Source organism: Secundilactobacillus malefermentans DSM 5705 = KCTC 3548 (genome assembly GCF_001436395.1).
In the GTDB taxonomy this organism is placed as follows: Bacteria; Bacillota; Bacilli; order Lactobacillales; family Lactobacillaceae; genus Secundilactobacillus; species Secundilactobacillus malefermentans.
The window spans coordinates 1-15,351 of the sequence record NZ_AZGJ01000047.1 but is presented as its reverse complement, the minus strand read 5'-3'; the positions used below and the strand labels follow the sequence as shown (position 1 = coordinate 15,351).

At 40.2% G+C, this 15,351-nt stretch carries 12 protein-coding genes; 8 read left to right on the top strand and 4 right to left on the bottom strand.

Going from position 1 to position 15,351, the window contains the following annotated elements; genetic code table 11:
• Both FD44_RS10865 and FD44_RS08155 read left to right on the top strand, forming a co-directional pair.
• On the top strand, positions 1-1,208 hold a 1,208-nt coding region (locus FD44_RS10865), incomplete at its 5' end, for an S-layer protein (protein ID WP_162258118.1).
• 363 nt (positions 1,209-1,571) lie between these two features.
• Positions 1,572-2,255: a hypothetical protein gene (locus FD44_RS08155; protein WP_133278313.1), complete on the top strand. Its 684-nt coding sequence runs from the start codon at positions 1,572-1,574 to the stop codon at positions 2,253-2,255.
• A 55-nt stretch (positions 2,256-2,310) separates the two neighbouring features.
• Here the strand turns inward: FD44_RS08155 and fucP are convergent, their stop codons facing one another.
• Together fucP and rbsD are read right to left on the bottom strand one after the other, a co-directional pair.
• Entirely contained in the window at positions 2,311-3,666 is a 1,356-nt protein-coding gene (gene fucP, locus FD44_RS08150) for an L-fucose:H+ symporter permease (protein ID WP_010620247.1), read from the bottom strand.
• A 61-nt stretch (positions 3,667-3,727) separates the two neighbouring features.
• Positions 3,728-4,123, bottom strand: coding sequence for a D-ribose pyranase (rbsD, locus tag FD44_RS08145; protein WP_010620246.1), 396 nt, complete (start codon positions 4,121-4,123; stop codon positions 3,728-3,730).
• Positions 4,124-4,543: 420 nt separating this feature from the next.
• Between rbsD and rbsK the strand changes: the two genes are divergently transcribed.
• The 6 genes from rbsK to FD44_RS08120 all read left to right on the top strand — a co-directional run bounded on the left by rbsK (position 4,544) and on the right by FD44_RS08120 (position 14,068).
• Complete coding sequence (gene rbsK, locus FD44_RS08140) at positions 4,544-5,461, top strand: ribokinase (protein WP_010620245.1); 918 nt, start codon at positions 4,544-4,546, stop codon at positions 5,459-5,461.
• Positions 5,462-5,505: 44 nt separating this feature from the next.
• Complete coding sequence (rpiA, locus tag FD44_RS08135) at positions 5,506-6,186, top strand: ribose-5-phosphate isomerase RpiA (protein WP_010620244.1); 681 nt, start codon at positions 5,506-5,508, stop codon at positions 6,184-6,186.
• A gap of 74 nt (positions 6,187-6,260) precedes the next feature.
• Positions 6,261-6,518: a hypothetical protein gene (locus FD44_RS10740; RefSeq protein ID WP_235786628.1), complete on the top strand. Its 258-nt coding sequence runs from the start codon at positions 6,261-6,263 to the stop codon at positions 6,516-6,518.
• A complete protein-coding gene (locus tag FD44_RS10735; RefSeq protein ID WP_235786627.1) occupies positions 6,475-6,813 on the top strand; it encodes a GNAT family N-acetyltransferase in 339 nt (112 codons plus the stop codon). The genes FD44_RS10740 and FD44_RS10735 overlap by 44 nt, the downstream gene beginning before the upstream one ends.
• A gap of 156 nt (positions 6,814-6,969) precedes the next feature.
• Positions 6,970-7,632: an adhesive domain-containing protein gene (locus FD44_RS08125; RefSeq protein WP_010620243.1), complete on the top strand. Its 663-nt coding sequence runs from the start codon at positions 6,970-6,972 to the stop codon at positions 7,630-7,632.
• A 391-nt stretch (positions 7,633-8,023) separates the two neighbouring features.
• Positions 8,024-14,068: a DUF7601 domain-containing protein gene (locus FD44_RS08120; protein WP_133278312.1), complete on the top strand. Its 6,045-nt coding sequence runs from the start codon at positions 8,024-8,026 to the stop codon at positions 14,066-14,068.
• Positions 14,069-14,115: 47 nt separating this feature from the next.
• On the opposite strand, the gene FD44_RS08115 is transcribed toward FD44_RS08120, so the two are convergent.
• Together FD44_RS08115 and FD44_RS08110 are read right to left on the bottom strand one after the other, a co-directional pair.
• On the bottom strand, positions 14,116-14,532 hold the full coding sequence (locus FD44_RS08115; RefSeq protein ID WP_010620241.1) for a TIR domain-containing protein: 417 nt from the start codon (positions 14,530-14,532) through the stop codon (positions 14,116-14,118).
• A 127-nt stretch (positions 14,533-14,659) separates the two neighbouring features.
• Positions 14,660-14,848 (bottom strand): PspC domain-containing protein, encoded by a 189-nt coding sequence (locus FD44_RS08110; RefSeq protein WP_010620240.1) that lies wholly within the window; start codon positions 14,846-14,848, stop codon positions 14,660-14,662.
• Positions 14,849-15,351 lie beyond the last annotated feature (503 nt).

The window sequence follows — 15,351 nt, the reverse complement described above, 5'->3', positions numbered from 1 at the left end:
CCAATACCGGGGGTTCACTTCACGCAGTTAGTTTTATCGCTGCCGCAGGTGCCGCAACAACTAACGCAAGCGCAAAAACTTACGCAAAAATTTCATCATACCCAGCATTATCTGCTAAAGCTGCTGACCGTAACGTTGCCTTAAACGGCACAAACGCTATTTATACTAAGGCCGGTACTTTAAAGGGTGCTAAGGTTGTTGCTTCAAAGACAACTGTTAAGAACTTAATGAAGTCAACTTCATCAAAGAAGAACTTCCGTGTATACAAGGCTGCCGTTACTAACCGTGGCTCAGTTTACTACAAGGTTGTTTCATTTGATAAAGCATACCGTGGCTGGATCTACGGTGGCAAGACTGCCAACACATTTGCTGGCGGTATCAAGAGCTACGATACATTCACTGCTGGTACTTTAACTACTGAGCAAAAAGACAACACATTTACTATTGCTAACCCAGGTACTGCCAATGACAATAAGACAGTCACTTACAAGGCTCCTGCTTGGACGCAATACAAGGTAGGTCGTCAAATAACTGATTCGACGCCTTATGCAAAAGCTGATTTTAACATCACCCAAGTTGGCAAACGAACCCGTGAAGGTGATCAATGGGTTTACATTTCTGCAGTTGACAGTGCCAACGCCAAAGCAAATGGCTGGATTTTATACAGTGGGTTGACTACGGACGGCGTAACTGCGGCTCAAGGGGTCACTATAAATTATGTAAGTGTTGACGGTGGAACTGTGAAGAGCCAAATCCTCGGCTTTCCTCTAACCGCTGCCGCTGATGCCATCATGAACGTCACGACGACGAATCTGGTTATTCCAGAAGGGTACACGATTGCAACCTGGAGCAGCAATGCAACAAATGCCAAACGTGGCTCAACCGTGACAGCCTACGTGAAACAAAATGCCAAAACGGCAATGATCCAATTCAAACTATATGACAAGGCAACCAACAAGATTATTGAATTGAATGCGACACAACAAACTGCTTTGAATGCTGCCGAAGTTAACGCAGCTTATCAAGTTCCAATGGGTTCTTCACTATCCGTCGCAACGCAGGAGGCACTGCTTGAGGAAGCAGGACTCAAGTCATTTACGACTACGGATAATAAAACGGCAACCTTAAGGGCAGATGGAGTAGGAAAAATCAAAATTGCTGGTTCCAATGCAACCCCAACGGTTAGCGCTTATTACGACGTCAAATAATTGAAGAAAAGTTTAAAAGACCAATTCTGTGGAATTGGTCTTTTTTTGCATATTTTCATTCAGATTGAATTTAAAGTGAAATTAATTTCTAATTAAATAGTAATTATTCTATTTTTAAAATAAATAAAGTTGCTTTTGCAACGTTTTTGTTAAAAATGTCTTTACTTTGTATGCAACCTTCCGTATACTCTTAAACATTAATTATTTAGTTGATAAATCAAGCAAATTACTTGGGGAGGTTTTCACATTTATAAGCAGGTGATAGATTGTAAAGCGCACCACCAATTATATCCAGAACTCGGATACCTAACGGAGGAGTTTAAACACGAGGTTATTCTGCGAGGATATTTTGATATTTCCAACTTGTCGTTAACTAGTTTTGTGCCTTACGGTCGATTAAATTCGGTTCAGGGGTTGAATTGGGAAGACATATTAGTATTGATTCCAATCAATGAAGGCGGCAATCGCTGGACGGTCGTTTTGCATCGCGAACACGGGTACATAGCAGTGGCAAAATCGTGCAATGAAATTTTGAATGACCGGGAAGAGGATTATTTGGATCACCGGGTTTACGTCAAAAATAACTTCTCTAAAATGGCCAACGTGACCAAATTGATGCCGCGGATTATCGGCAAAAATGTTTTCATGCTTCAATTGCCACCTAAGTATCACAACAATTATAGCTGGTGTCGTTGGGACAAGAACACGATGCGGGGAGTCTTTTATCAAGAGCATGGTGAGGAACGAATGATGCTGCTCTACAAAGGTTTTATGGGTGTTTCCGCTCAAATTTCCGAGAAGGAGTTTACTCGTCGTTTGGAGAGTGCCCATAAAATTCAAACAATCATGGATCGAATTTGTCTTGAAATGTCTGAGAAAAATATGGGTAAAAATACGCCAACCTTGAATGAATTTTTAGAAATCTTTGTCAGTGATTTTGCTGGTAAATTTTCAAGCCACATCACGAGAAAAGATCTTGGTCATGCACTAAGAGAGATTCGAGTGGGAAATAAGGCGGTTATGCCTGAGTTTGAAGATTTTGAATAGGATACGAAAAAGGAGTCACAACGAATTTTCGTTGTGGCTCCTTAATTTTAATCGTTTAGTGTTCCTGTACCATTTCTGGATGTTTCTTGTCGTAACGGCCTTCTGTGAAGAAATGCAACGTAACGATTGCATAACAGATAGCTGGGACGATGAATGAGAATTGTAAAGTAGTGGCATCTGAAACTAACCCTTGAATAGCAGGGATGATGGCACCACCGATAAGTGACATAACGATGATAGCACCAGCAGTTTCAGTGTACTTCTTTTCAGTAACGGCATCCAAAGTACGAGTGTAAATGGTTGGCCATTCTGGACCGAAGAAGAAACTAGTTGCGATGGCTGCGTAAACGGCAATCATACTTGGAACAGTAAAGGTAATGACCAATGATACGATTCCTAAGAATGAAAAGGCAGTCAACGTTCCGGTAATTGAGAAACGCGCCATGATGAAGTTGGCGAATAACTTACCAACGAACCAAGCAATGTAACTGTAGACCATGAATGTTGAAGCAGCACTATCCGTAATATGATGGTTAAGTTCCAAAGCCAAACGAATCGTAAATGACCAAACGGTAGTCTGCATACCGGCGTAGATGAACTGAGCACCGACACCCTTCATGAAGCGGTAGTTATGAGTCAAGTACTTGATGGTTTCGCCAAGTGATGGTCTTTCCTCAGTCGCTTCACCACCATCGGCAGCTTGAGTCGTGGCCTTTGAACGTGGCATTGGCGTAACGGCTAAGATAATGAGCATCACGATTAACACAACCAGGATGTACTTGTATGGGCGAAGGGTTAATTGAAGCATCTTCTCACCATAAGCAATTCGTTCTGCACCGTGCATGTTGGCCATTTTTTCAGCAAGGTTACCAACAGTTCCGAAGATAAGATACTTACCAAGTAAGATACCAGCAATGTCACCAAGTGGGACCAACGTTTGGGAAATGTTCAAACGAATCGTTGAGAAACGTTTCGGTCCAAGCATTGAACTGTACGTATCACACGAGGTCTCAAGGAAACTTAGGCCAATTGCGATCGCGAAGATGGCAACTAGGAACATGCTATAAGTGGCCACGCTAGAAGCAGGGAAGAATAGCGCACAACCAATAATGTAGAAAATTAAACCAGTCATAATGGCAAATTTATAGGATTGCTTCTTTATAATTAACGAGGCCGGGATGGCAATTAAGAAATAACCACCATAGAAGGCACTTTGAACGAAGGCAGTTGAAGCATCGTTAAGTTCGAAAACCGTCTTGAATTGTGTAATCAAGATGTCATTCAAACTAGCAGCGGCACCCCAAAGTGGGAAAATTAATGAAACGATGATGAATTGGAAGATTGGTGTTTTGCTGAGATAACCATCAGCAAGTTGAGTCCAACCATGTGTTTTTTTTGCAGTAGTTTGCATTTGGAACGCTCCTTATAGTTAAGTTAAATGTTGTAAAACGATTTACGTGAGTTTAAATAAATTAGAAAGTAACGCCAGATTCTAAAATGATGTTAGAGAAGGCAGTCATTTCACCGGTACGGACAAATGCGTGCGTCTTTGCGGTGTTCTTCTTTAACTCTGAGTGAGGCATGAATTCAATTTCAACATCAGGGAGAAGATTCTTAATGGCAGTTAATTGTGAAGGGTTCTGCGTTTTGATTTCTTCAGCTAAGTAAATCTTTTGAACTTCTAACTCGCTTAAGATGTTCTTCAAAACATCAATGAAGCTAGGAAGTTGTTTCGTTAAGGCTAAGTCAATTTTTTTTGTACCCATTGGAACTGGCATACCAGCATCTCCAACACTAAGCCAGTCCATGTGGCCCATGCCAGCGATGACAGTGGATAATTCTGAGTTAATAACAGTTGTTTTCTTCAAAATGAATATCTCCTTTTTCTAAATGGCTCATCAATTGATGAAAGGTGAACATGAAGCGTTTACAAATATGTAAAAGGTAAATCGATTTACTAATGCCACCAATATCATCAAAAAATGAACGAAGTAAGTACAAGAAAGAATCTTATCATAAGATGAAATGGGTTACAACACTGATTTTCCAGTGTTTTCATATGCAAATAAATGAAAACGTACAATAACGTGCTTTAACAGCAAATTGTTAAGATAAATATTTTTATCTGGTATGAAAGCGATTAGAATAAATGTGAAATCCTGCACGAAATTTCATCGAAAAAGACTTGTAAGCACTTTCGGATTATGATAGTCTTTTTCTTAGATAGACGGGTTTACGGTTAGTAAAACGTTTTACGGAATTCAAACAAAATTTAAGGAGATTATCTAATGACTAATAAAGTGACGGTTTTAGGAAGTTTAAATGTTGACACAACCCTACGAATCAAGCGGATGCCCCAACCTGGAGAAACCCTCCAGACTGAAAATAAGAGTAGTGCCGCTGGTGGAAAGGGTGCCAACCAGGCCGTTGCTGCTGCTCGCGCCGGTGCCGAAACCAGCTTTATCGGTAAAATTGGTAAAGATAGTGCCGGTCAATTCATGGTCGAGTCATTAAAAGATGATCATATTGATACCTCAAGCATTGCAACAGATGAAACCGTTGGAACTGGATCAGCTTTCATTCTATTAGATGAAGAAGGTCAAAATAGTATCCTCGTGTACGGTGGTTCAAACCAACAAGTCCAAAAGGCTGAGGTAGAAGCAGCTGAAGACAAAATAAAGAATGCCGATTTCTTGATTGCCCAATTTGAAACACCACAAGCGGCCGCTATTGAAGCATTTAAGATTGCGAAAGCTAATGGCGTGACAACTATTTTGAACCCTGCACCTGCTGCCACAATTGATCCTGAATTACTCAAGTATTCGGACATCGTTACACCTAACGAAACTGAAAGTGCCACTTTGACGGGAATTGAAGTAACCGACGAAGCATCAATGGTTGCGAACGCAGAGAAGTTTGCCGAAATGGGCGTTAAGAACTTGATTATCACCGTTGGTAGTAAGGGTGCCTTCTACTCAACTGCTGCAGGACATGACTTTGTTCCCGCATTTACGGTTAAGGCAGTGGACACAACAGCCGCCGGTGACACATTTATTGGTGCCTTGAGCTCACAATTAAAACCAGATTTGAGCAACATTGCCGATGCACTTGTTTTTGCACAACGAGCAAGTTCAATCACGGTTCAACGTTTGGGTGCAATGCCTTCAATTCCTACTTACGATGAAATTATTGCCGCTAGCAAGTAATATAGTAGAATAGACTTAGAACGAATAGAAATGAGGCAGTTAATTTGGATCAAAATCAGTTAAAGGAATTAGTTGGTAAGGAAGCCGTTAAGTTTGTTGAGGATGGCATGATTCTTGGCTTGGGAACCGGCTCAACTGTGAAGTACATGGTTGATGCTTTGGGCGAACGCGTTAAAAACGAGCACTTGAGCATTGTTGGGGTTGCTACTTCAGACCGCACTGCCAAACAAGCCGAATCATTAGGCATTGAAATCAAGCAATTGGATGAGGTTGACCATCTAGATTTGACAATTGATGGTGCCGATGAAATCGACGACCACTTCCAAGGGATTAAGGGCGGCGGTGCCGCACACCTTTGGGAAAAGATTGTAGCCATCAACTCAACCAAGAACATTTGGATTGTTGATGAAAGCAAAATGGTCCACACACTTGGCAAGTTCCCATTGCCACTTGAGGTGATTCCATTTGGCTCAACGCACGTTCTTGAAAAATTAGACAAAATGGGCTTCCGTCCAGAATTTAGAATGAATGGTGACGAACACGTTCTGACCGATTCAAAGAACTATATCATTGACCTGCATATGGGCGAGATTGAAGACCCAGAGAAGTTAGCAAATACGCTTAACGGCATCGTGGGTGTCGTTGAACATGGGTTATTCTTGAACGTTGTCAACGAAGTTATTGTTGGCCGTCAAGATGGACCAGAAGTTCTACACGCAAGATAGTAAGCAAGTAAAAGCCGCCGAATTTTCGGTGGCTTTTTTGGTATACTTAATAAAAATGAAGTGAGGCGAGAGCAATGCCATTTGAATATCAGGTTAGTGACGAAATCGCGATTGCAATTCCGAATCCTAAAAGGGATGCAGAACCCCTTTACAAACTAGTTGAAAGCAGTCGCAAAGAATTGGGACCGTGGCTGCCATGGGCAAACAAAATGAGTTCCGCAAAGGATGAATTAGATTTTTTTGGAGGAAGTCTCAGTCCATGCCGGCGAAGGGAAGTCGCTAAATTTGGTGCTGCGATATCAAAATCGACCGGCGGGGATGATCAGCTTTAATGGGTTTGATGAGTTGAGCCACAGTTCGGACGTCGGCTACTGGTTGAACACTGCCGATACCGGCAAAGGAATCGTCGGCAAGGCACTTCAAGGTATCCTCAAAATTGGGTTTGAGGAATTGGGTCTAAATAAGATTATTATTGAAGCCGCAGTTGAAAACGAACGAAGCAATCAAGTTGCCCAACGAGCAGGATTTCATTTAGACGGTGTTTCGCGATCTGGGATTTTACTGGATACGGGCTTTACAGATGTCAATATTTACTCGATTTTAAAGGACGATTGGAAATCTAAATAGGGTCATTCACTGAGGTTCTGGGATTTCCGGCGCCTCTTTTTTAGAACTTATAAACTTCATAAGCCGTTCATAATAACTTCACATGGGTTCGTTATACTCGATTTAAGAGTCGAGTAGGCAAGAGCACACGTGGGCAATTATGAAAGGATGATGATGATGAAGAAAGGAACGATAATCCAGTTCCTCGCAGTATTTACTTTGGTGCTTGGAAATATGTATCAAGGTGTATCTGCGATGGCAAGTGGTCATCGCTCTCAAGTGGAAATTGAAAGCGCGATGCTTGTTGATAAGGACGACCAGATGATTCACCAAACGGTACGTGAGGGCGATGGGGCAAAGTTGGCCTTTGACCTCGCAATTACGAACCAAGATGGTGAGCAGCCGGATGGTAAGGCTGAATTGAGTGTTTCAGACAGCCAATTACTATTAAGTAAAAAGAAACAACGATTTACGGTATCGAACTCTGACGCCGTGTTGTCTTTCGAGTACATCCGACGAACCAAAAAATATGAATTAAGTTGGCAAAATGTTGAAGGAACAACGACTTTCAACGTTTCTTTACCATTGGTTTTTGGCGCTACGATGTCTGTCGATCAACCAGAAATCATGATTGGTAGTGAGAAAGCTAATTTACAAGCAATTTCAATTGCAGGCAAGGATGCCGATGAAAAAGAGTTAGCTGAATCTGACTCAATTTTGGAGGCGCTCCCAAGTGGTGTCATGTCTCGTGAAGATGTGGTAGCCGCGGCTAAAGAGGCAAAGGAAAAGCTAGATAAAGAGGCCGCTGAGGCGAAAGCCAAACAGAAAAAAAGAGGCTGAAGAAGCCAAAGAAAAGAAGGCTGAACAGGAAAAAGCTGCTCGTCAGAAGGAACAAGAAAAGCAGAAGGAAGCAGCAAAGAAGGCCGAAAGCAGTGCAAAGGCCGAATCCAAGGCAAAAGCTAAGGAGGGCGAAACGGCTGCAACGCAGAAGTCGACTACGAGAGAGTCGAGTTCGGATGATGAAGATGGTGAAGGTGAGGAATCACTACCAGATCCTGATTCAACGGATATTGAGGATAAACTGAAACCGGGTCAGTCATTTTTTGATAGTGTCATTTTATCTTTAACCAAAGGTAGTACGACTACTGACTATGACGTAAAAAGTGATCAATCAGATATTGCGGATAGTATCTATGATTCAGATAAAGCAAAACTTAAATTTGGATTTGATTTGGATACAATAAATGACCGGCTTAGGCCTAATCAAAAGCTCGAATTTGGAGATTCTTATGAATTTACGATGTCAGGATTTAAATTAGCGAACAATGAGCCATTGTATGGCGTTATTGCTGGAGAACATGGTGCAATCGCTAATTATATAATTTCAGTGAGCGGTACTGACAATGACCAATTATCAGTTAAAATTACATTTGATGCTGATGATTCAGAAGCAGCAATTGAGAACTTTGGTAAGGGTGAATTGACTGTTAACACTGAATTTAACAAAGACGCTGGAAGTATTGGGTTTGATTTCTCTCAAACCGAAAAAATTGAGATTATACCAGAAAAACCACAGGCTGCTATTTCTAAAAGCGGAAAAATAACTGGCAGAGATACGATTGAGTGGACGATTGATGTAAAACTTGATGAGGATGAAATCTTAACAAACGTTGTTTTAAGAGATATCTTAACGACAACAAATCATGAAATTGTGCCTGGGAGCTTTGAACTAGTTTCAGGGGAAGCTGTTCCTGCACCAGAAGATCCCAATATTGAAGATGATGTATTAAAATTTCTATCAATAAAGGGACCAATTCAATTCAAGATAACGACTAAATCGAATACAGAGGAACTGTTATCTAGGCAAGTATATAACAATCGAATTTCGATGGATTTTGAAGAAAATAAAACAGATACTCCTTTAGAAGCAAATGCTTCAGTAGCGCGAGAGTCGTTTAATTTAGCAAAGTCAAATGGTGATTATCAAGGAGACGGCGTGTATAAGTGGGATGTGACTTTCTCACTCACCAACGTTACTGATAGGGCTGATTTAGCTAACTGGACTTTGAGTGATAGTTTAACTGGACCTCATCAATACTTTGAAGAAGGTACCTATGGGTTTACGCTCAAGAAGCTAGGCCAAGAAAATAGTGGCGGTATTGACCTGAAAAAACCAACTATTACTGACGGGAAATCCTTTAGCGTAGGGCTAGAAGCCAATGGATCATTTGACAACACTTCTAGAAAAGATTTAGATGCACAGTACGTCTTAACCTACTACACTAAGTTTGATGGTTCGGCACCGGGTGAGAATGCTACTGAAGGCAACAGTTCACTTGGCAATAAAATCACTTTATCTGGTACAGGACATGACGGAGATGATGAAGGTGATGAAGGAAGTGGAAGCATTGGTATTGGTGAGAAAGAAGCAACTGGCATTAACTTTGAAGAGAAAACAGTTTCATGGAAGATTTCAGCTAATACAAGTGAAATTGATTTTGATAAGCTAACTATCCGCGAAAATCTACCAGGATATTTAACCTTAGATGGTGATTTCGTGCTTGAAAATGGTAAGAAAGAAAAGCTTACAAATGGTATAGATTATACGATTCAAACAACTCCAATTGGAAACGATTATATTATTGAAATTAAGAGAAACGATTTAACGAAAGGGCAGCAAATTAATGTATCCTTTACTACAAAATATAATCCTAGTTCTATTCCTGCTGACCAAAAGCTAAAGAATAGCGCAAGAATAACAATTGATAATTCATACACGATAACGACAGCCGAGAAGGAAATTCCGAATGATATTTACAATGAATCTAACAAGTCTGGAAAACTAACAATTTCAGATAATGATTATAATCAGGGTAAAGTGCGCTGGTCAATCGGAATGAACCTGCATGATCGTTTCGATTATAAAGCTGGCGATCAGATTGTGATTGATGATGTTCTGAACAATTCAGGTACTAAATATCTTAGTTTTGAAAATGGTGAGGAGAATTTTGTCCTCGAGAAATTAGCCATTGAGTCTGATGGTAGGTTTACGGGAGAAAATCTGAGCAAGGGGACTGATTATAGGATTGAAAGGGTGACTGATGATGGCGTTGAGAGGCTCATCATTACCTTGCTGAAAGACACAGATTTTGCCTTACGTCTAAATTTTGATACTAAAGTGAATTTCATGGCAACTGGGCATACTGGAAATGACTGGACCTTCTATAATGAAGCAACTATAGAAGTTCCGGGAACACAATTAAGAAAGCAAAAAGTTTCTGCAACTGTTGGACACAGTAATAAAGATTTCTTTATCAGCAAAAGCGCAGTCTCAAATGCCAGTAAAAATAATGGGATTGTTGAATGGAAATCAATTATTAACGGAGGAAACCAACAATTAGGAAACAATAATAATATTAAAATAACTGACACCATGGATACAGGTTTGAAATTTGTAGACGAGGGAGAGTATCGATTATCTATTTTCGCCGCAACTGTTGAGTTTAGAGAGGATAATGACGGCCGTCAGATTCCAACCTATACTGAAAGTAATCAGCTTAAGGCAGGCGAAGACTATGAACTGACCAGAACTTCTACCGGATTTGAAATTTTGATAAGTGATGATTATCAATTGAATTCACCACTGATTTTGAAGTATCATACGCTGATAGAAGGCTCAGGAAATGATGATAATGAATTAAAAAATACAATTAACATATCTGGAAGTGGCATTGGTGGAGAAGCATCAGATACGATTAAATCTGATTCACATGGCTTTGGCAACTATACTAAATTTTCCGCCGAGATCACCAAAGTGGATGCAAGTGATCCAAAAAAAGTATTACCAGGTGCTGTATTTAAAATACAGTATGCCGAGGGCGATAATTCGGATACTCCACGAGGTGAGTACACTACACTTCAGATAGATGATGAAGATGTGACGGCAACGTCTGATAATCAAGGTATCGTTCATTTTAATAATTTAGATAAAATGAAATGGTATCGATTAGTGGAAATTGAATCCCCAAGTGGGTACAGACCAGCTGATGTTGTGAAAGAATTCAGATTTGATCGTAATGCTGATAGAGGCAGGACAACACTTTCATACACGGTTACAAATGAAAAAGAAGAATTTGGTGAAATCAGCATCAGTAAAAAAGTAACCAATCCAGTTAAAGATCAAGGTGCATTTAACTTTGAAATTTACGCGGAAAGTAAAGATGATGCGACTGATAAGCTAAATGGAACATTTGAAGGACGAATTTCAAGAGAAGGAATTATCACTTCTACCAGAGTTCAATTGACTTTTAATGAAGGAAAACTCGTTGAGATTAGTGGCGAGCCAGTAGCGGATAGTCAATTCCAACTTGAAGATGGAGAAGAGCTGTTAATTCAAGAACTTGAAACGCGCTACGTATTTGATATTACTGAAATTACGGAGGAAGATCATCCTTATAAGACCAGCGTTCAGGTCAATCGGGGTGATGAAAACATTGGAACAAGCGCAACTGACGTCTCAATTCCAAAGGATGCGCAAGCGACAGTTCTGTTCCGTAACGTCAGAGGTATTGGCGAATTCAAACTGACGAAATATACAGAAGGAACTGAAAACAACAAGGATAAAGAGTTTGATTTCACGATTACCGCCGATTCTTCAGTAAACATTGATGGTAGTTATGATATTGAAACTGCTTCAGGAACTGTGAAAAATGGGATTACTTTTACTAATAATAGAGCTGAAGTACAGTTACGGTCTGGCGAATCTGTTTTAATAAAAGAACTGCCAGAAGGTGCTAAACTGCAGGCCACTGAAGCAGATGGTCAAGGAAACTATCACGTTTCTTGGTTAGCACGCGATAGTAATGGCAAGTATTCTGGTAACAGCAAGGATGCTGATCCTGTTCTTATTTCAGATTGGTGGACTTCGACAGTTGACTTCACCAACTCTATTCCCGACACTGCGCGTCTCCAAATTGAAAAATTTGGAACGGGCCCAATTGATGAAGATCAAGAATTTACATTTGATGTTCAAGCAAAGATTGACGGAGTAGTTGATACAAGCGTTAATGGTGAATTCGATACGATTCTTGAACGGCCGAATGGAAATAGTAAGGAAGGTCGGATTGAGTTTAATAAAGGACGGATAACGACTAAGGTAAAATTAAAAGCTGGTGAAATGCTGACGATACTCGGACTACCAGTACAGGAATTCCAAGTGTCTGAAGAAAAACCAGACGGAAATTACACGACTAAATGGGAAACGAGCGAGGATGCAAGTGGAGGTGGACTTGTTGCTGACGAAGTAGGCTTAAGAGCAAATCGAGCAAGTACAGTCACTTTCCATAATCACCTTGAACGCACTTCTCTAGAAGTTGAAAAACAAGTTACCGGTCAAAGTATTCAAAATGACCTTGAAAAAGAATTTAGATTTGTACTGATCAATACGGACAATAAATTAGACGAAGATGAAAAAGACGTGGTCGGCTATATCGGTGATAAAGAAGTCGAGTTGAACTTCACTCGTCGAACTACTGGTGGCACTTGGTCTGAGGATTTCAAACTGAAACACGGTGAAAAATTAGTGATTCCTGATTTACCAGCCGGAATCAGTATGCGTGCCGTTGAATACGGTGATGATGACACTTACGAAACTTCATGGCAAGTTACCGGAGACGGTGCTTCAGATTCGGGAAGTACCCCAACTACTGCGGGTAACTACCGAACTAATGCATTTGAAATGAAAGATCAAGGTGAGTACAAGGTTCTCTTTACCAACCACAAGCCTTCTACCGACTTCGAACTTCGCAAGATCATTACTGATGCCGAAGACGAAGAGTTAGAAGAAACGTTCAAATTTAACCTTCTATTTACAAATAAAAATGTTTCGGTGGCAGGAACGTATAAGACAATTAACCAGGATAATACTAATGGAGAAATAATTGTCGATAGTAAAGGAAATGCAACGATTAAAAAATTTGGTAATGAGGATAGTCTTCGAATTATCGGTCTACCAGTTGATACTAAGGTTACCGTAGAAGAAGAATTGACCGACGAACAACTTCCGTATTACAAACCTAGTTGGTCAATCGGAGATGCCGATCCAGTGCGTGGCACAACCACTTCTGAAATCTCATTAGAGGACGAAGAGTTAACTTCAGTACTCTACGATAACTGGTATGATCCAGGTGACCTGTTTATCAGTAAGAAGTTAGCGGGTAGCTACACAACTGATGACAAGCAGGACAGCTTTAAGTATACGGTCACTGCGTACAACAGTGATTCAAGCGTCAATACGTCATTTAACTACGAGTTTGGGATGACGGTTAACCGTCAAAATGGTTCGTTTGAAGAAAGAATTAAATTTAATAGTGGTGTTGCAACTGTTAATTTAAGAGCTGACGAATCAGTCCAAATTGAGAAAATCCCGACGAACACGCTGCTTAGAGTAACCGAATCCAACTACGCTGGTTACACACCTTCATACCAAATTAACCAAGGTGCCAGCGTTGATGGTGACACAACCTCACTGATTACCATTGTGGATGACAAGGTTCAAGAAGTTGACTTCACGAACCGTCGTCCAGAAGTTCCATCGAATGGAATGCTGACGTTGAGCAAACGGGTAACGGGTGACAACGCCGAAACAGATCGACTATTCGATTTCGCGTTGAATATTCAAAATGCGGACGGAAGTGGATTTACAGGAACACTGAATTACACTTTCAGAACAGCATTCAGTTCAACACTTGGACAGTTACCAGTGATTAACGGAAACGCAACGATGTCACTGAAGCATGGTGATAGTGTGCAGTTCATGCTACCAACTGGAACTCATTATCAGATTACTGAAGATGATTACAGTGGGGATGGCTACACAACTAGTGCGGTTGTCAACAATACGACTGTCAACGATTTAACGGTTTCTGGGACAATTTTGGAAAATTCAGCTAACGTGGTGACTTACATGAATAGCATGGAAGAACCGGAATTCCCAAATGAGGGTGGCGACGAAGACGATTCAGAAGAGGCACAAGCACCAACTGATGAGTCAAGTTCTTCCCCAACAGTTCCAAATGCAGGTGGAAGTGAAGGTACGGGCACATCCGGAACAACGGGCACGGGAGGCGGCACAGCTGCTTCTGGTTCCGGAAAAGGGATCTTACCTCAAACTGCAGAATTCCTTGCGAATAACTGGTTAATTCTATTGGGAGGATTCATTCTTCTTAATTTAATTGCATGGCATATTCGTAATCGATATTACAAACGTAGTAAATAATCATAAGTATCAAAAAAACCAGAGTAGCTAATGAGCTGCTCTGGTTTTTACTGTTTGGTAGCGATTAAGGATGAAACCAGCTGAGATTTACAAAATGAGGGACACTCTTTATAATCTGCGGAATAGAGGGTATCTGGGGTGATATAGGTATCCCTGATTCGCAAACTAATAATTGGCTTGTTTAATCTCTTGGCGGTTTCAACTTCCCAATTAACCCAATATGATTTATAAGTTTTAGCACCAATTAACAAAATGAAAGCGTCACTGGCTTGAATAATCTGTTTAAGCTGTTTACGGACTGGTTTAGCTGCGTCGTCATTGACTGAAATGTGGGCAGTTTCAAGCTGGTAATTGACTTGTTCCTGTGGAGATACGAGAATTGAGGATAGCCAGCTAATCGCTTCGCTCAAAGCGACAATGCTCTCTTGATCATGATGCAAGCTAATATATAGTTGAGAATCCATCAAAAATCACCACCTAAGTCTATTTTTAGATAAATACTTATAGTAACTATAAGACGTATAGGTGACCATCGCAACTCTTTTGCTTATAAAAAAGCACCATGGCCGAAAGACCATCGTGCTCGCACAATTATTCTGGATCCTTCATCAATAACCATAAGACAAGGTAGGCAATTATTCCTGGAAATAGAGGTGTAATACCAAGGAGAACGAATATAAGTCTGGCAATACCAGGGCTCCAGTCGAAATGTTCGCTGATGCCACCAACAACTCCGGCAAGAACCCGATTAGTTGCAGAACGATGAATATTGATCTTCATGAGTGCACCTTCCTTTCTTTTGATACCCCCATTTTAAAGGATTCTGACAAAAAATTCTCACTATTAGCTTAAAACCACTTTAAATTTTGCGAATTTTTAAAGTTACAACAATTCAGAATTGTCTAATAGTTTCTTAATCTAAATTGAATAAACATACTTGACGATTTGGACCTAAAATATGGGTCAGAATAAGAAATCGCAGTAAGAATGCTACAATAGTTCTTATGAATGATTGAAAAGTCAAACGCCGAAAACTTGCTAAGTCAATGAATTGAGGGACATTAGCCGTAAACCGTTTTACTTAAAAACATTACAAATGTTCAAAAACAAAAAAATAGGGGATTTTTGACTGGAAATACAGATAAATTCATTAGAATAAAAATTCAATATTGATGAATAAATACTTAACGCACATATTTACAATTATATCTATATATGTTCATAAGTATATTACAATAGATACACAATGAGTTAAATTAATTCCCAAATTGCAAGAACAAATT